A 16,337-nucleotide genomic window follows, 5' to 3' on the forward strand; every position below is an offset into this window, starting at 1 on the left:
TGGCAGCGCCTCCACGCTGCCGAACCACGCTAGAACACTAATGTATTAGTGTAGATATAGACAACTGTCAACTAAACACCGGCTGCGCTTTTCCGCGGTTCCGACGCTCGCGAAAGTGCCTGGTTCTCGGCGATCTTGAGAGCGGCAACCGCAGCCTCGACCGGAGGCAGCTTGCCGGCCGGAAGGTTCGAGATCATCGGCATCAACGGGCCGGTATCTGCGATACCCGACAGGCGAATGCCGTCATGGAGAACCTGAAGGCCACCGAGTTCCAGGCGAACCTTCTCGAATGCCAGGAACGGCTTGCTGAGTTCAAAGGCTTCCGCCGCACGGCCGGCCTTGTAGAGTGCCAGAAGTTCGGAGGCTGCAGCCGGCGCGATGCAGACGGCGCCGGACGTGTAGGTGGTCACCTTGCGTGCGCCGAGGTGATCGTGGATGGGCGTCTCGCCCATGCCGCTTGCCAGATGTTCCGTACCGATCGCCGAGAGGACCGCGTCGAGATAGGGGTCCTTGGCGGCATCCGGCTTCTCGACGGCATATTTGACGAAGCTGACGGCCTTTTCCGCAATCAGCTTGGCCAGTTCGTCCGGATCGACATAGTTCTCGCGCTTGAGATAGAGGACGAGACCGCTTCCAAAGGCGGCGGCAAGCCTGCGCACGCCGTTGGCGACGCCCGCCGGGTCTGCCGGGAAATTGGTCGGCAGCACCATGACGTTCTTCAGGCCAAGATCGCGGACGATCGGCACCTGCGCCATCGCCTTGCCGAAGTCCGGACCGATCGAGGTGATGAGATGCGTGGTCGGCGCGACCGAAGCCTTGAGCGCTTCCATGGCTGCCCGGAAGTCGTCCAGCCCGAAATGATAGAGATTGGCGTTGCCGCCATAGAGCAGGATATCCACCCCGCCGGCTTCGATATGCTTGATGATAGCCTCGTTCGCGCCCGCATTGACCGAATAGTCGGCGTTGAGCGCGATGGGAGGCACGGCGACCACGGATGATGCGTAGTCGGCCGGGGCAAGTGCTGTTTGCATAGTTGACCCTCCTGAAGTCAACTATCCTTACTGAATTTTCGAAAAGTTGTAAAGATAAATTACATATATTGGTGTCAGGGGTCCAATGCGCCGTTCGTCATGCGCCGACGTGCCTGAAGAATATGGCTTTCCATCGCGACGCGCGCCCAGACGGGATCCTTGTTGCGGATCGCCTCGACGATGTCGGCATGTTCGCCGATCACCTTGCGGGCGCGTGCCGGCGATCCCGAACGCGTGAGCGACAGCGAGACGTTCATGAAACCGCTGAGCGACACGTCGGGACCTTCGAGCGCCAGGCTGAAAAACTCGTTGCCCGTGGCCTCGGCGATGGAGAGATGAAAGCGGCGATCGCTTTCCGGCAGGAACAGGCCGCGGGCGACCTGGCTGGAGAACTGTTCGTGCGCCTCGACGATTTCGGCGAGCGCCTTGTCCGTGCGCCGCTCCGCCGCCAGCGCAGCCGCGTTGCCTTCGACGCACAGCCGCAATTCCTGGTAGCGCAGGAAGCGGGAGATGTCGGTGAGGTTGGCGAGATCCGGCAGGCTGCGGGAAGGCGTGGTCAGGACATAGGTGCCGCTGCCGCGGCGTGCCTCGACGAGGCCATCCAGGCGCAGGCGCGCCAGGGCGTCGCGGATGACGGGGCGGGAAACGCCGAACCGATCGCAGAGATCGCTTTCGGACGGCAACCGGCTGCCCGGCGGAAACGTGCCCTTCAGGATGTCCTGCAGAACATGGCCATAGACCTGGTCGGCATAGCTGGACGGTTTCAGTTCGGGTAGGTCTGCGACAGGGTTTGCGTTTTCGGCCACGGGCGTGAAACTTTCTACCGGCGGTTTACAAATCAAGCGGGCTGCTTCTCACTAAAGCATTAATGCTTTAAGACAGTCAAAGACGATTTGAAGAGGAAGACGTCCGTGACTTCGGATCTGCCCTTAGCCAAGCATCGCATCGGCCTGGACCGCACGCGCCAGGTCGCCCCCCAGATCGTGGAATATCTCCGCGAAAAAATCCTCGAGCTCGAGCTCGCACCCGGTACGCCCCTGTCGCGCGTCGAACTGCAAAACCAGTTCGGCCTCAGCCAGACGCCGGTTCGCGACGCCCTGATGAGGCTGGAAGAGGAGGGGCTCGTCACCGTTTACCCACAATACGCCACCCTGGTGTCCAAGATCGACATCAATCTTGCCAGGCAAACGCATTTCATGCGGCGTGCCATCGAGCAGGAGATCGTGCATGAGCTGGCCACCAAGTCGGATCGGCGATTCGTCGACCGTCTGACAGTCGCCAATGCGACGCTGAAGGCATTGGTTTCGTCCGACGAATACGGCGACTTCCTCCGTCATGACCGGGCCTTCCATCAAATTCTCTACGAGGAGGCGGGGCTGCAGGACATCTGGCCGGTGGTCCGGCGCCACAGCGGCCATATCGACCGGTTGCGCCGGCTCAACCTGCCGAATGTCGGCAAGGCGCGCGTGGTCGACAACCATGACGCCATCATCGACGGGCTGGCCAAGGGCGATGCCGCCGGAGCCGAAGAGGCGATGAAGGTCCATCTGTCCGGCACGCTTTCGATGGTCGCCAGCATCGTCGAGAAGTATCCGGATTTCGTCCAGTACGACTAGCCTGGCTGCCACGCGGCGCCTTCCCGGTACTCCCGGCGCCGCTGCCGCAGTCGACCTATTGCCGCCATCCCGGCCGTGCGCGTCGCTCCTGGCGCGGGCCATACGCTTGCTGCGACGCTAATGCATTAGTGTATTGCCGTTCGGTTCGGCCTGTGCTACTCCCGAAGGAAGACAAGAACACCGACAGGAAACACCAATGTCCAAGACAGCGAGTGCGCTGCGCAGCGCGCGATGGTTCGCCCCCGACGATCTCAGGTCTTCAGGCCATCGCTCGCGCCTGATGCAGATGGGCTATGACGAGAAGGACTGGGGCCAGAGGCCCATCATCGCCATTCTCAACACCTGGTCGGATCTCAATCCCTGCCATGCGCATTTCAAGCACCGTGTCGAGGATGTGAAGCGCGGCGTCCTGCAGGCCGGCGGCTTTCCCGTCGAACTTCCGGTGCAGTCGCTGTCGGAGACGTCGCTGAAGCCGACGACCATGCTCTACCGCAACTTCCTTGCCATGGAGGCGGAGGAACTGCTGCGGGGGCACCCAGTCGACGGCGTCGTGCTGATGGGCGGCTGCGACAAGACCACGCCGGCGCTCGTCATGGGCGCCATCAGCGCCGGCTTCCCCATGATCTTCCTTCCGGCCGGGCCGATGCTGCGTGGCAACTACAAGGGCGAGTATCTGGGCTCCGGCTCCGATGCCTGGAAATATTGGGACGAGCGTCGCGCCGGAACGATCACCGACGAGCAATGGACCGGTGTCGAGGAGGGAATTGCCCGCTCCTACGGCCATTGCATGACTTTCGGCACGGCCAGCACGATGACGGCGATCGCCGAATCCATGGGGCTGACGCTCCCCGGCGCCAGCTCCATTCCCGCGGCCGATGCCAACCACATCCGCATGTCCACCCGTTGCGGCCGCCGCATCGTCGAGATGGTGTTCGAGGATCTGACCCCGGACAAGATCATCAACCGGCAATCCGTCGACAATGCCGTGACCGTCGCCATGGCCACCGGCTGTTCCACCAATGCCGTCGTGCACCTGATCGCCATGGCGCGGCGCGCCGGCGTGCCGCTAACGCTCGACGAACTCGACGACGCCGGCCGCAGGACGCCTGTCATCGCCAATATCCGGCCATCCGGCAAGCAGTACCTGATGGAGGATTTCTACTATGCCGGCGGCCTGCGCGCGCTGATGGCGCAGATGAAGGACAAGCTCGATCTCGGCGTCATGACCGTCAGCGGCTTCAAGCTCGGCGAGACACTGGAGGGCGCCGAAGTCTATAACGACGACGTCATCCGGCCGCTCTCGAACCCGATCTATCACGAAGGGTCGCTTGCGGTCCTGCGCGGCAACCTTGCGCCCGACGGCTGCGTCATCAAGCCCTCGGCCTGCGAGGAGCGCCTGCGTGTGCATGAAGGTCCGGCGCTCGTTTTCGACAGCTACCCGGAGATGAAGAAGGCCGTGGAGGACGAAAGCCTGGATGTCACGGCGGATCACATCATGGTGCTGCGCAATGCCGGCCCCAAGGGCGGGCCCGGCATGCCCGAATGGGGCATGCTGCCGATCCCGAAGAAGCTGATCAAGCAGGGCGTGCGCGACATGCTGCGCATCTCGGACTCGCGCATGAGCGGCACGAGCTACGGCGCCTGCATCCTGCATGTCGCGCCCGAAGCTCACGTCGGCGGCCCGCTCGCGCTGGTGCGCACCGGGGACATCATTCGCGTCGATGTGCCGAACCGTTCGATCGACATGCTGGTAGACGCGGAAACGCTGGCAAGACGCCGCGCCGAATGGGTGGCGCCGGCCGACAAGTTCGAGCGTGGCTACGGCTGGATGTTCTCCAGACATATCACCCAGGCCGACGAAGGCTGCGACTTCGACTTCCTGAAAACGGAATTCGGCAAGTCCGCCGGCGAGCCTGACATTTTCTGATCGCCAGCAGTTCTGGCCGGCTATTTCTGAGTGGAGGAACCATTGACCGCTTACACCCTTTCCGACGCAACGCGCAAAAAATACCAAACCGTCAGCACCGCGACGCTGTGCACGGCCCTGTTCAAGCGCGGCCTGCGCAACCAGTTCATCCAGGATGTCCGCCCTGTCGCCCCGAAGGCGAAGAACATGGTCGGCCAGGCCTTCACGCTGCGCTACATTCCGGCCCGCGAGGACCTGAACCAGATCTCCGTCTTCCAGAACCCCGAGCACCCGCAGCGCGCCGCCGTCGAACAGTGCCCGCCGGGTGCCGTGCTCGTCATGGATAGCCGCAAGGATGCGCGCGCGGCATCTGCCGGCTCGATCCTCGTCTCGCGGCTGATGGTGCGCGGCGTCGCCGGCGTCGTCACCGATGGCGGTTTTCGCGACAGTCCCGAGATCGGCGAACTGGAGATTGCGGCCTATCACAGCCGTCCCTCGGCGCCGACCAACCTGACCCTGCACCAGGCGCTGGACATCAACGTGCCGATCGGTTGCGGAGACGTGGCCGTCTGGCCGGGCGACGTCGTCGTGGGGGATCGCGAGGGCGTGATCATCGTGCCTGCGGGCATCGCCGACGAAATCGCCGACGAGGCGGTGGAGATGACCGCGTTTGAGGATTTCGTCACCGAGGAAGTGTTGAAGGGACGCTCGATCATCGGGCTCTACCCGCCGACCCAGGAACAGACGAAGGTCGACTTTGCCGCATGGCGCCAGGCCAAGGGACGGTAAGCGCCGTCCCCAAAATCCCTCGAGCCCTGGGCGGATCACATGCACAAGGACATCACCATTCTTCAGGCGGCACACCTTCCGGAAAAGACCGAACGGGAGCTGCAGGAAACGTTCGACATCATCCGCTTACCGAAGGATCATGACGAAGGCATGCGGATGCTTGCCGAACACGGAGCCAAGATCCGCGGCATTGCGGTGCGCCACGCCCATATCGACAAGGCGATGCTCGACACCATGCCGGCGCTGGAGATCATTTCCAGCTACAGCGCCGGCCTGGACGGCATCGACGTGGAGGCCGCACGCGCCCGCGGGATCGAGGTGCACAACACCTCGAAGATCCTCGCCGAAGACGTCGCCGATCTCGCCGTCGCGCTTGCGATATCCGTGACCCGCGGCACGGTTCGCGGCCATGATTTCGTGCGCGACGGACGCTGGGAGCAGGGCGGCGCGTTTCCGCTCGGCCGCTCGTTGCGATCCCTGAAGACCGGGATCATCGGGCTCGGTCACATCGGCTCCGCCATCGCGAGACGCCTGCAGGTCATGGGGGCGACGGTCGCCTATCAGGGACCGCGCAGGAAGCCGGTGGATCTCGCCTATTTTGAAACCGCGTTGGAGCTCGCAGCTTGGGCGGACCTGGTGGTCGTCACCTGCCCGGCCACGCCGGAAACGATCGGCCTCGTCGACCGGGACGTGCTCGATGCGCTCGGTCCGGACGGTTTTCTGGTCAATATCGCCCGCGGCACCATCGTCGACGAGGCGGCGCTCGTCGCATCGCTTTCGCGCGACGGCATCGCCGGAGCCGGTCTCGATGTGTTCGACAAGGAGCCGCATGTGCCGGAGGCGCTGAGAAACGATCCCCGTGTCGTGCTGTCACCGCATATGGGAAGTGGTACGCGCGAGACCCGGCAGCAGATGGGCGACCGGATGTTTGAAGCGCTGCTCGAACATTTCGCAAGGCGATAACCACGGACCGACGGCCGCCTGCGCGGCTCGGGAGTAACGCATTCAAGAGGACGTCATCATGCACAGGAACCTGATCGCCGGCGAGTGGACCGCGGGCGAGGATACCATTGAGAACATCAACCCGTCGAACACCAACGACGTGGTCGGCGAATACGCCCGTGCGTCCGCCGACGATGCCAAGGCCGCGATCGCCGCCGCCAAGGCCGCCTTTCCGGGCTGGTCGCGTTCCGGCATCCTCGAGCGCCATGCGATCCTGAAGAAGACCGCGGACGAGATCCTGGCGCGCAAGGACGAGCTCGGCACGCTTCTGGCGCGCGAGGAGGGCAAGACGCTGCCGGAGGCGATCGGCGAGACGATCCGCGCGGCGCAGATCTTCGAATTCTTCGCCGGCGAGACGCTGCGGCTTGCCGGCGAGGTCATCCCCTCGGTGCGGCCGAACATCGGCGTCGAGATCACCCGCGAAGCGGTCGGCGTCGTCGGCATCATCACGCCGTGGAACTTCCCCATCGCCATTCCCGCCTGGAAGATCGCGCCGGCGCTGGCCTATGGCAATACCGTCGTCTTCAAGCCGGCCGAGCTTGTGCCCGGCTGCGCCTGGGCGATCGTCGACATCCTCGTGCGCGCCGGCCTGCCGAAGGGCGTGCTCAACCTCGTCATGGGCAAGGGCTCGGTCGTCGGCCAGGCGATGCTGGAAAGCCCGGACGTCGCCGCCATCACCTTTACCGGCTCGACCGGCACGGGCAAGCGGGTGGCGGCAGCCTCGATCGAGCATAACCGCAAGTTCCAGCTGGAGATGGGCGGCAAGAACCCGTTCGTCGTCCTCGACGACGCCGACCTCACCGTCGCCGTCGAAGCCGCCGCCAATTCGGGCTTCTTCTCCACCGGCCAGCGCTGCACGGCCTCGTCGCGGCTGATCGTCACCGAGGGCATCCACGACAGGTTCGTCGCCGCGCTGACGGAGAAGCTGAAGACGCTGGTCGTCGACGACGCGCTGAAGGCCGGCACCCATATCGGCCCGGTGGTCGACGCCGGCCAGCTGAAGCAGGACACCGACTATATCGAGATCGGCAAGGGAGAGGGCGCCAAACTCGCCTTCGGCGGCGATCTCGTCAAGCGCGACAATCCGGGCTTCTACCTGCAGCCGACGCTGTTCACCGAGGCGACGAACGCCATGCGGATCAGCCGCGAGGAGATCTTCGGCCCGGTCGTCTCCGTCATCCGGGTGAAGGACTATGACGAGGCGCTGGCGATCGCCAACGACACGCCGTTCGGCCTGTCCTCGGGGATTGCCACGACGAGCCTGAAGCATGCGACGCACTTCAAGCGCAATGCCGAGGCCGGCATGGTGATGGTCAACCTGCCGACGGCGGGCGTCGACTTCCACGTCCCCTTCGGCGGCCGCAAGGGCTCCTCCTACGGTCCGCGCGAACAGGGCAAGTACGCCAACGAGTTCTACACCACCGTCAAGACCGCCTATACGCTGGCGTGAGACCGGGGCCGCCCGGCCTTTACAGGACCGGGCGGCCGTTGCATGGCAGATCGCCAGCCCAGCATGACCATGTGAGCGGATAACTGCTCCTCGAATTCAACACCCCACCACCTTCCTGCATGCGCTCGACGAGCTTTCCCGGAAGCGGCGGCGCTTATGGCCGGGGACCGAGGTTCGGTCGATCCGGAGACGATCGTCGAATGGTGAATCCCGGGCCGTGCACCGTCGCCGGCACGGTCGCGTCTCCAACGCCGACGCAGATCTTCAGCAAAAGGTGATAACCTACCATGCCGGCCCCGGGCGGCCCGTCGTCCGACACGTCCTGACGATCAACCGCCAGGGCAGGGCATAGACACGGGGAGGGGGCGATTGCCCCCTTTCCATTGTTTCTGAAAATGCAATTGAATCGAAACAATTGGCGCAATTGCTGGTGTTAATTTCTTCAGCCAGTATCGCTCCGTCAGCAAGGCACCGAAGAACGGCGCCGACGACCGGAAGCAAACTCAATCCATTTGGGCGCGAGCAGACGCTCACCAACTTCATCTCGCTGAAAGGATCAGGACAATGGCTTACGTGACCACCGGGGACGGCGTTGAAATCTTCTACAAGGACTGGGGGCCGAAGGATGCGCAGCCGATCGTCTTCCACCATGGCTGGCCGCTTTCATCGGACGACTGGGACGGGCAGATGCTGTTCTTCCTGCAGCAGGGCTATCGCGTCGTCGCCCATGACCGCCGGGGCCACGGCCGTTCGGCGCAGGTCGCCGAGGGTCACGACATGGACCACTACGCTGCCGATGCCTTCGCGGTCGTCGAAGCGCTGGACCTGAAGAACGCCGTCCATATCGGCCACTCCACCGGCGGCGGCGAGGTCGCCCGCTATGTCGCCAAGCATGGCCAGCCGGCCGGCCGTGTCGCCAAGGCGGTGCTCGTGTCCGCCGTCCCGCCGCTGATGCTGAAGACCGAGAACAACCCGGAAGGCCTGCCGGTCGAGGTCTTCGACGGCTTCAGGGCAGCCCTTGCGGCAAACCGCGCGCAGTTCTTCCGAGACGTGCCGGCGGGTCCCTTCTACGGTTTCAACCGTGAGGGCGCCGTGGCGCAGGAAGGCGTGATCCAGAACTGGTGGCGTCAGGGCATGATGGGCGGCGCCAAGGCGCATTACGACGGCATCAAGGCCTTCTCGGAGACCGACCAGACCGATGACCTGACGGCGATCACCGTCCCGACCCTGGTCCTGCACGGCGAAGACGATCAGATCGTGCCGATCGTCGCCGCAGCGCCAAAGTCGGCCAGGCTGCTGAAGAACGGTACACTGAAAACCTATCCGGGCTTCGGACACGGCATGCTGACGGTCAACGCCGACGTCCTTAACGCCGACATCCTGGCCTTCGTGCGGGCCTAGCCCGGATAGCGATCACGGCGGCCCCGAATTCGACGGGGCCGTCTTCGGCCGGCCGGCCGGTGGACCGGTCAGGCCGCACCGCGCGGTTTCAGCCCTTCGGCGATCATGGAGAAGCAGAGCCGGAGATAGGCCGGGCGGTCGTCGCCGCCCGGCCAGTGCGGGGCGTCGGGGGGCTTCATCGACGAGGCGCCGAAGACCACGTCCATCAGCATCCTGGCGGCGATGGCGGCATCGGGCACGGCGAGGCGGTTCAAGCTTTGCTGGCGCTCCAGCCATTCGGCCAGCAGGCGTTGCGCGTGCAGGGGCCCCTGCTCGTGGAGCAGCGTCGCCAGTTCCGGAAACTGGCGCGATTCGACCAGAAGCATCGTCATCAATGCCTCGCGCTGCCTTCGGGCCTCGTCATCGAGATCGATCTGGAAGATACGGCCGAGGGCCACCTCCAGGGGAAGATCGTCATAGGCGCCCGGCAGGGCCAGCATGCTTTGCCGGTGCAGGGCAACGACGGCGGAAAAGAGATCCGTCTTGCTGGGAAAGAACCGGTAGATCGTGCTGAGCGACATGCGGGCGGCCGCAGCCACGTCCCCCATCGTGGTTCGGCCGTAGCCGTGTTCGAGAAAGCAGCTCCACGCGGCCCTGGTTACGGCCTGCCTGTGGGTGTCGTCCGAGGCGACCTTCGGCCGACCACGCCGACCGCGCGTGGGTTTCTGTCCCGGCTCTGCGCTCATTCTCACCGTCCGCGAATTGACATCCGATCAGCCTCACAATAATCGTAATTGGCATTACTGTAAACATCGCCGCGCCGGCCGTCTCCCATTACAGGGGACGACGGCGCGAGCGGAACCGGTGCAAAACGAGGCGATCTGCGGCATGAGACTGGCGACCAAACTGGGCCTTCTGGGCATGTTTTCCATCCTGGCGGCCTGCAGCCCGCAGGAGGGCCGCGAAGGGCCGCCTCCCGTCAAGGCGGACGTCGGCTTCGTCACGCTGAAGCCGCAATCCGTGCCGCGGACCATCGATTTGCGTGGGCGCGTCGTGGCCTACGCAACGGCGGAGGTTCGCCCGCAGGTGAACGGCATCATCCGCAAGATCGCCTTTGCCGAGGGGCGCGAGGTCAAGGCGGGCGACGTGCTTTACGAGATCGACGACGCGAAGTTCAAGGCGGCCTTCGAGGCGGCCCAGGCGGTCCTGAAGAAGGCGGAAGCGGTAACGGCGGGCGCGCAGACCACGTATGACCGCAACCGGACCCTGCTTGAGACGCGCGCGGTCAGCACCCAGACGCTCGACGATTCGCAGTCTTCCCTGCTGCAGGCCCAGGCGGACGAGGAAGCGGCCAAGGCCGATCTGGAAACCGCGCGCATCAATCTGGACTACGCCACGATCCGTGCCCCGATCGGCGGCGTCATCGGCGTCTCCACCGTCAGCGTCGGGGCGCTGGTGACGGAGAACCAGACGGACGCGCTTGCGACCATCCGGCAGGTCGATCCCATCCATGTCGACCTCCTGGATTCCAGCGCCAACTTCCTGCGGATCCGCGAGGAGGTGCGATCGGGCCGGATCGGCAGGAAGCCGGGATCGCCGATCCCCGTGAAGCTGACCCTGGAGAACGGCACCGCCTACGATACCGAGGGGCAGATTTCGCTGATCGACATGGTGGTCGGCCAGTCGACGGGGACCTTCACCGTCCGGGCGACGTTCCCCAATGCCGAGCGGATGCTGATACCGGGCATGTTCGTCTCCGCAACCGTCGACCTCGGGACGATGGCGAACGCGTTCCTCGTTCCCCAGCGGGCGGTGACGCGCGGCGATGACGGCAAGGCGACCGTCTATCTGGTGTCGGCGGAGGGGCGGGCCCAACAGCATGTGATCACGACCAGTGGCTCCGTCGGCAACGACTGGGTCGTCACGGACGGCGTGAAGGAGGGTGACAGGCTGATCGTCGACGGCTTCCAGAAGATTTCGGATGGAAGCGAGGTCGAGCCGGTCGAGGCCAGCATCGACGATGACGGTGTGGTCCGCCAGGACCTCGAGCCGAAGGCTTCGGGCGCCGGCAAGGAGGCGGGCCGATGAGCATCACTGCGCCGCGCAATGCGATCGCCAGCTTCTTCATCGCCCGTCCGGTCTTTGCCATCGTGCTGGCGATCGCAACGATGCTGGCCGGGGTGATGGGCATCTACTCCCTCTCCATCTCACAGTATCCCGACATCGCGCCGGTCACGGTGCGGATCAGCGCGACCTACCAGGGCGCGACCGCCGAGGCGGTGGAGAACTCGGTGACGAAGAAGATCGAGAGCGTGATGACGGGGCTCGACGGCCTGCTCTACATGGAATCCACCTCCAGCACCGGTTCGGCATCGATCTCGCTCACCTTTTCGAACGGCACCGATCCGGAGCTCGCGCAGGTGGAGGTGCAGAACAAGCTGTCGCGGGTGGAATCGCAATTGCCGGAATCCGTCCAGGACCAGGGCGTTCGCGTCAGCCGTTCGCCTTCCGGCATCCTGATGATCGGCAACATCGTCTCCCGCGACGGCCGCTACACCTCCGACCAGCTTTCCGACATCATGGCCAGCCAGATCGAGGACCGTATCGAGCGGCTGGACGGCGTCGGCTCGGTGCAGTCGTTCGGTTCGGGCTATGCCATGCGCATCTGGCTCGATCCGGCGCTGATGGAGAAGTACCAGATCGTGCCAGGCGACGTCACCGCCGCGATCGGCGCGCAGAACGTCCAGGTCGCGGCCGGCTCGATTGGAGCGACGCCGGTCGTCAAGGGACAGCAGCTGAAGGCCAGCATCATCGCGCGCACCCAGATGACCTCGGTGGACCAGTTCGAGCGGATCATCCTCAAGACGGCCTCCGACGGCGCGGTGGTGCGTCTCGCCGATGTCGCACGCGTGGAGATCGGGCTCGAGACCTACGGCCAGAGCTCGACCTACAACGGCATGCCGGCGGCGGGTTTCGGCGTCCAGCTGGCCTCCGGCGCCAACGCCATTTCCACCGCCGACCTCGTGCATGCGGAGCTCGACAGCCTGGCGGGGTCGCTCCCGGAAGGCGTGGAGATCGCCTATTCCTACGAGACCACGCCCTTTGTCGAACTCTCGATCGAGAAGGTGGTGCATACGCTGATCGAGGCCATCGTGCTCGTCTTCGTGGTGCTGCTGCTGTTCCTGCAGAACCTGCGCGCGACCATCATCCCGATGATCGCCGTCCCGGTCGTGCTGCTGGGCACCTTCGGCGTGCTGGCAGCCCTCGGCTATTCGATCAACATGCTGACGATGTTCGCCATGGTGCTCGCGATCGGCCTTCTGGTCGACGATGCGATCGTCGTGGTGGAGAACGTCGAGCGCGTCATGCGCGAGGAAAAGGTCTCCGCCCGCGAGGCCACGGAAAGGTCGATGGGCGAGATCACAGGCGCGCTGATCGGCATCGCCCTGGTGCTGACGGCCGTGTTCATTCCGATGGCCTTCTTCTCGGGCTCGGTCGGCGTCATCTACCGGCAGTTCTCGGTCACGATCGCCAGCGCCATGCTGCTTTCGGTGCTCGTCGCCATCATCCTGACGCCGGCGCTGTGCGCGATGATCCTGAGGCCCACCCATGGCGGCCCGATCGCCCGCTGGCTCGGCTGGTTCGACAGGGGTTTCGACCGTGCCACCAACCGCTATGCCGGCGCGGTCGGCTGGCTGGTGGGGCGGCCGCTTCGCATGTTCGCCGTGTTCGCCGTTCTCCTGGCCGCTGCCTACGGGCTCTATACCAGGCTGCCCACCTCGTTCCTGCCGGAGGAGGACCAGGGCGTGCTGATGACGCAGATCACGCTGCCGTCCGGCGCCAACGCCGCCCGCACGCAGGCCGTCATCGACATGGTCCGGGACTACTACCTCAACGAGGAGAAGGACGCCGTGCAGAGCGTCTTCATGACGCTCGGCTTCGGCTTCGGCGGCAGCGGCGAGAACGCGGCGATGGGGTTCGTGCGGCTGAAGGATTTCGACCAGCGCAGCGACGCGCGGCTTTCGGCGGCCGCGGTGCAGCAGCGCGCTTCGGCGCATTTCCGCAAGATCCGCGACGCCGAGGTCTTCGTCCTGGCGCCGCCGGCAATCCAGGGCCTCGGCCAGAGCAGCGGCTTTTCAATGTACCTCGAGGATACCGGAAACAAGGGGCGCGATGCCCTGATCGAGGCCAGCAACCGGCTGGCCGACAGCGCGCAGTCGAACGCCGTCGTCGCCGACATTCGCGGCAATACCCGGACGCTGGAGGCGCAGCTCAAGATCGACATCGACCAGGAAAAGGCGAGCGCGCTCGGCATCAGCCTCAGCGACCTAAACAGCCTCATCACCACCGCCTTCTCCGGCTCGAACGTCAACGACTTCGTCTACAAGGGCGAGATCAAGCCGGTCTATGTGCAGGCGGACGCGCCCTTCCGCATGCAACCCGACGACATCAACCGATGGTCGGTGCGCAACGGCGACGGCGACATGGTGCCCTTTACCGCCTTTGCCACCACGGAATGGGTGCAGGGATCGCCCTCCCTTGCCCGGTTCAACGGCACTGCGGCGATTGCCATGAACGGGTCCGCGGCGCCGGGCTCGAGTTCCGGCGATGCGATGACGGAGGCCGAGAGGCTCGTCGGCGCGCTGGATGGCGGCTATTCGGCGTCGTGGTCCGGCCTGTCCTACCAGGAGCGGCTGGCGGGCTCGCAGGAGGCACTGTTGTATGCGGTCTCGCTGGTGGTGGTCTTCCTCTGCCTCGCCGCCCTCTACGAGAGCTGGTCCATTCCCTTCTCGATCATCCTCGCCGTGCCGGTCGGCGTCTTCGGGGCCCTGCTGTTTGCAGTCGTGTTCGACCAGTCGAACGACGTCTACTTCAAGGTGGGATTGCTGACGACCATCGGATTGACGGCGAAGAACGCCATTCTCATCGTGGAGTTCGCAAAGGACCTGATGGCGCGCGGCAAGACGGCGGTCGAGGCGGTGACGGAGGCGGCCCGCCTCCGGCTGCGACCCATCGTCATGACCTCGCTTGCCTTCATCCTCGGCGTGCTGCCGCTGGCACGCGCCACCGGGGCGGGCTCGGCGGCCCAGAACGCGATCGGCATCGGCGTGATGGGCGGCATGATCTTCGCAACCATCCTCGGCGTGTTCTTCGTCCCGCTGCTGTTCGTGACCGTGCAGCGGCTCACCGGCAGGCACGGCAACGTTAACGCCGAAGAGGTGCGGCCGACGTAGACGCCGATGCCCCCGCCGTCCGCCCAAGACTTCCGGGCACGGCAAGTGCCCGGAAGTCTGCGTCTATCGAGGTTCAGTCAAGCCGCCGCGCTGTGCCATGATCCGGCGCTTCGATCCTACTCGGCAGCCGCTGCCGTACCGTTGACCGATTCGAGGTAGGCAACGCACTCATCGACGCTGTGGACATCTGCGAACTTCGCGTCGATGTCGTAGAGGTTCCACGCGACTGCGCCGGGGACGCGATCGCCGATGCATTCGCGAACGGCGATCGTGCGGAAGCCGTCCGCGAGGCCGTCGCAGATCGTCGTGCGGACACAAGCCGTCGCCGTGACGCCCGTGACCAGGATCGTATCCACGCCGTTCGCCCGCAGCAGGCCGCCGAGACCGGTGCCATGGAACGCGCTGGCGCGCTTCTTCAGCAGCGTGTACTCGCCCTCGATCGGTGCGATGCGGGAGTCGATCGCCCACAGGTCCTTGTTCTCCAGATTGACGACGTCGACCGGGATCTTGCAGTGCCAGAGGCCCATGTCGGTGAAGGGCGCATTGCGATCGGTGATCTCATAGGCCGTCGTGACATGGATCACGGGATGCCCGTTGGCCCTGCAGGCAGCCAGCAGACGCTGCATGCCCGGGATGATCTCGTTGTCCATCGCGTCCTGGTCGCAGGTGAACGGATTGCCCGGTCGCGTCCAGGCATTGGCGAGGTCGACACTGATGACAGCCGGGCGCTTGCCGAAGCCGATGCGCCGCTGGAAGCCGCGCTCCTGATAGATCTTCGTCGAGGCCTCGAAAGCCTGCTGCAGCATCCGATCCAGTTCTTTGTTGTCAATGGTGCTCACGTTTCGTCCTTTCAGTTCTCGTCCGGAACAGCCTGGCGAAGACATCCGGTGCCCGGCCGTCTTTTGACCACGGACAGAATTGCGGATGACGGGAGCTAGCGGAAATGGTGATTTTCCAATTATTATTGCAGAATGGGCATCAATCTTTCCGTGTGACCGAACTGCCGAGGAGGCGTGATGAATCCGCTCGATGGACTGGAACTGACCGAATCCTTTCTCGTGGTGGCGGAGGAATTGAACTTCCGGCGTAGCGCGGAACGTCTGAACGTCGATCAGTCCGCGCTCACCCGCCGCATCCAGAAACTGGAGGCCATCCTCGGCTTCGCCCTTTTCGAGCGCACGACGCGCGAGGTGTCGCTGACGCCTGCGGGGCGGACCTTCTATCAGGAGAACACAACGCTGCTACACACGTTCCTGCGTTCGGTTTCCGCCGCGCGGCTCGTGGCCGAGGGCAAGACGGGCAGCCTGCGCGTCGCCTACATGACCTTCGCCGCACCGGACCTGATGCCGCGCGCCGTCGCGCAGTACAGGGCCCGTTACCCGCATATCGATGTCGGCCTCAGCTATATCCGGACGCAGGGGCAGAAGCTGGCGCTCGCCCGCGACGAGATCGACGTGGGCTACATGATCGGCCCGTTCGAGCACAGCGAGTATCATTCGGTCGTGCTGCGTTCCGATCCGCTGTTCGTGGTCACGCCGCGCGACCATCGGCTGGCGCATGCCGAGGCGATCGCCCCATCGGAGCTCGACGGGGAGGAGATGATCCTCGGGGACCTGAACGAGTGGGAGGCCTACCGTTGGCAGGTGGATCGGCTATTGGCGGGGGAAGGCGTGAACCTCCGGATCGGCCTGGAGGCGTCCAACACCCTGGCGCTGGCCGGTCTCGTCGGCGCCGGGCTGGGGATTACGATCTGCCCGCAAAGCCTCGTCGGTTACCTCGGGCCCAACGTCGCCGTTCGTCCGATCGACAATGCGGAATTCCGGATCGAGACGATCCTCGTCTGGAAGCGGACGAACCGCACAAAGGCGGTCGGCCATTTCGTCGAGATCGCCAAGAGGTCCGGGCTGCAGCGCAATTGAGGCGACCATC

General features: G+C 64.7%; 14 protein-coding genes. 10 read left to right on the forward strand and 4 right to left on the reverse strand.

Annotated features, from left to right (window positions below; genetic code table 11):
* Window positions 1–71: 71 nt before the first annotated feature.
* The gene (locus LQK81_RS16855; protein ID WP_230807532.1) at window positions 72–1,031 is read right to left on the reverse strand and encodes a dihydrodipicolinate synthase family protein; all 960 of its coding nucleotides are present in this window, start codon (window positions 1,029–1,031) and stop codon (window positions 72–74) included.
* Window positions 1,032–1,105: 74 nt separating this feature from the next.
* A complete protein-coding gene (locus LQK81_RS16860) occupies window positions 1,106–1,837 on the reverse strand; it encodes a FadR/GntR family transcriptional regulator (RefSeq protein ID WP_230807533.1) in 732 nt (243 codons plus the stop codon).
* A 105-nt stretch (window positions 1,838–1,942) separates the two neighbouring features.
* Here LQK81_RS16860 and LQK81_RS16865 point away from each other — a divergent pair, with 105 nt between their 5' ends.
* The 7 genes from LQK81_RS16865 to LQK81_RS16895 all read left to right on the forward strand — a co-directional run bounded on the left by LQK81_RS16865 (window position 1,943) and on the right by LQK81_RS16895 (window position 9,195).
* Window positions 1,943–2,647, forward strand: coding sequence for a GntR family transcriptional regulator (locus LQK81_RS16865; RefSeq protein ID WP_230807534.1), 705 nt, complete (start codon window positions 1,943–1,945; stop codon window positions 2,645–2,647).
* Between the two features lie 196 nt (window positions 2,648–2,843).
* Window positions 2,844–4,574, forward strand: a complete 1,731-nt coding sequence (araD, locus tag LQK81_RS16870; RefSeq protein ID WP_230807535.1) for an L-arabinonate dehydratase — start codon at window positions 2,844–2,846, stop codon at window positions 4,572–4,574.
* 42 nt (window positions 4,575–4,616) lie between these two features.
* Window positions 4,617–5,342, forward strand: a complete 726-nt coding sequence (locus LQK81_RS16875; RefSeq protein ID WP_230807536.1) for a ribonuclease activity regulator RraA — start codon at window positions 4,617–4,619, stop codon at window positions 5,340–5,342.
* Window positions 5,343–5,381: 39 nt separating this feature from the next.
* The gene (locus tag LQK81_RS16880) at window positions 5,382–6,305 is read left to right on the forward strand and encodes a 2-hydroxyacid dehydrogenase (RefSeq protein WP_230807537.1); all 924 of its coding nucleotides are present in this window, start codon (window positions 5,382–5,384) and stop codon (window positions 6,303–6,305) included.
* Window positions 6,306–6,363: 58 nt separating this feature from the next.
* Window positions 6,364–7,794, forward strand: coding sequence for an aldehyde dehydrogenase family protein (locus LQK81_RS16885; RefSeq protein ID WP_230807538.1), 1,431 nt, complete (start codon window positions 6,364–6,366; stop codon window positions 7,792–7,794).
* A 115-nt stretch (window positions 7,795–7,909) separates the two neighbouring features.
* Window positions 7,910–8,146: an MFS transporter gene (locus tag LQK81_RS16890; protein WP_442967155.1), complete on the forward strand. Its 237-nt coding sequence runs from the start codon at window positions 7,910–7,912 to the stop codon at window positions 8,144–8,146.
* Window positions 8,147–8,358: 212 nt separating this feature from the next.
* Window positions 8,359–9,195: an alpha/beta fold hydrolase gene (locus LQK81_RS16895; RefSeq protein WP_230807539.1), complete on the forward strand. Its 837-nt coding sequence runs from the start codon at window positions 8,359–8,361 to the stop codon at window positions 9,193–9,195.
* A gap of 68 nt (window positions 9,196–9,263) precedes the next feature.
* Here the strand turns inward: LQK81_RS16895 and LQK81_RS16900 are convergent, their stop codons facing one another.
* Window positions 9,264–9,920 (reverse strand): TetR/AcrR family transcriptional regulator, encoded by a 657-nt coding sequence (locus LQK81_RS16900; protein WP_230807540.1) that lies wholly within the window; start codon window positions 9,918–9,920, stop codon window positions 9,264–9,266.
* A gap of 142 nt (window positions 9,921–10,062) precedes the next feature.
* On the opposite strand from LQK81_RS16900, the gene LQK81_RS16905 reads away from it, so the two are divergent.
* Both LQK81_RS16905 and LQK81_RS16910 read left to right on the forward strand, forming a co-directional pair.
* Window positions 10,063–11,262, forward strand: coding sequence for an efflux RND transporter periplasmic adaptor subunit (locus tag LQK81_RS16905; RefSeq protein ID WP_230807541.1), 1,200 nt, complete (start codon window positions 10,063–10,065; stop codon window positions 11,260–11,262).
* A 23-nt stretch (window positions 11,263–11,285) separates the two neighbouring features.
* Window positions 11,286–14,408 carry an efflux RND transporter permease subunit gene (locus LQK81_RS16910; RefSeq protein WP_230807746.1) on the forward strand — a complete coding sequence of 1,041 codons (3,123 nt, stop codon included), beginning with the start codon at window positions 11,286–11,288 and terminating at the stop codon, window positions 14,406–14,408.
* A 116-nt stretch (window positions 14,409–14,524) separates the two neighbouring features.
* Here the strand turns inward: LQK81_RS16910 and LQK81_RS16915 are convergent, their stop codons facing one another.
* Window positions 14,525–15,247: an isochorismatase family protein gene (locus LQK81_RS16915; protein ID WP_230807542.1), complete on the reverse strand. Its 723-nt coding sequence runs from the start codon at window positions 15,245–15,247 to the stop codon at window positions 14,525–14,527.
* A 177-nt stretch (window positions 15,248–15,424) separates the two neighbouring features.
* On the opposite strand from LQK81_RS16915, the gene LQK81_RS16920 reads away from it, so the two are divergent.
* Entirely contained in the window at window positions 15,425–16,327 is a 903-nt protein-coding gene (locus tag LQK81_RS16920) for a LysR family transcriptional regulator (protein ID WP_230807543.1), read from the forward strand.
* Window positions 16,328–16,337: the final 10 nt, after the last annotated feature.

Origin of the sequence: Rhizobium sp. GN54 (assembly GCF_021026345.1) — a bacterium.
Taxonomy (GTDB): Bacteria; Pseudomonadota; Alphaproteobacteria; order Rhizobiales; family Rhizobiaceae; genus Mycoplana.

Bases quoted from the DNA above. Each gene is read 5' to 3' on its own strand.
- LQK81_RS16900 (WP_230807540.1), bottom strand. From the start codon at position 9,920: ATGAGCGCAGAGCCGGGACAGAAACCCACGCGCGGTCGGCGTGGTCGG.
- LQK81_RS16885 (WP_230807538.1), top strand. From the start codon at position 6,364: ATGCACAGGAACCTGATCGCCGGCGAGTGGACCGCGGGCGAGGATACC.
- LQK81_RS16880 (WP_230807537.1), top strand. From the start codon at position 5,382: ATGCACAAGGACATCACCATTCTTCAGGCGGCACACCTTCCGGAAAAG.
- LQK81_RS16895 (WP_230807539.1), top strand. From the start codon at position 8,359: ATGGCTTACGTGACCACCGGGGACGGCGTTGAAATCTTCTACAAGGAC.
- LQK81_RS16855 (WP_230807532.1), bottom strand. From the start codon at position 1,031: ATGCAAACAGCACTTGCCCCGGCCGACTACGCATCATCCGTGGTCGCC.
- araD (WP_230807535.1), top strand. From the start codon at position 2,844: ATGTCCAAGACAGCGAGTGCGCTGCGCAGCGCGCGATGGTTCGCCCCC.
- LQK81_RS16905 (WP_230807541.1), top strand. From the start codon at position 10,063: ATGAGACTGGCGACCAAACTGGGCCTTCTGGGCATGTTTTCCATCCTG.
- LQK81_RS16920 (WP_230807543.1), top strand. From the start codon at position 15,425: ATGAATCCGCTCGATGGACTGGAACTGACCGAATCCTTTCTCGTGGTG.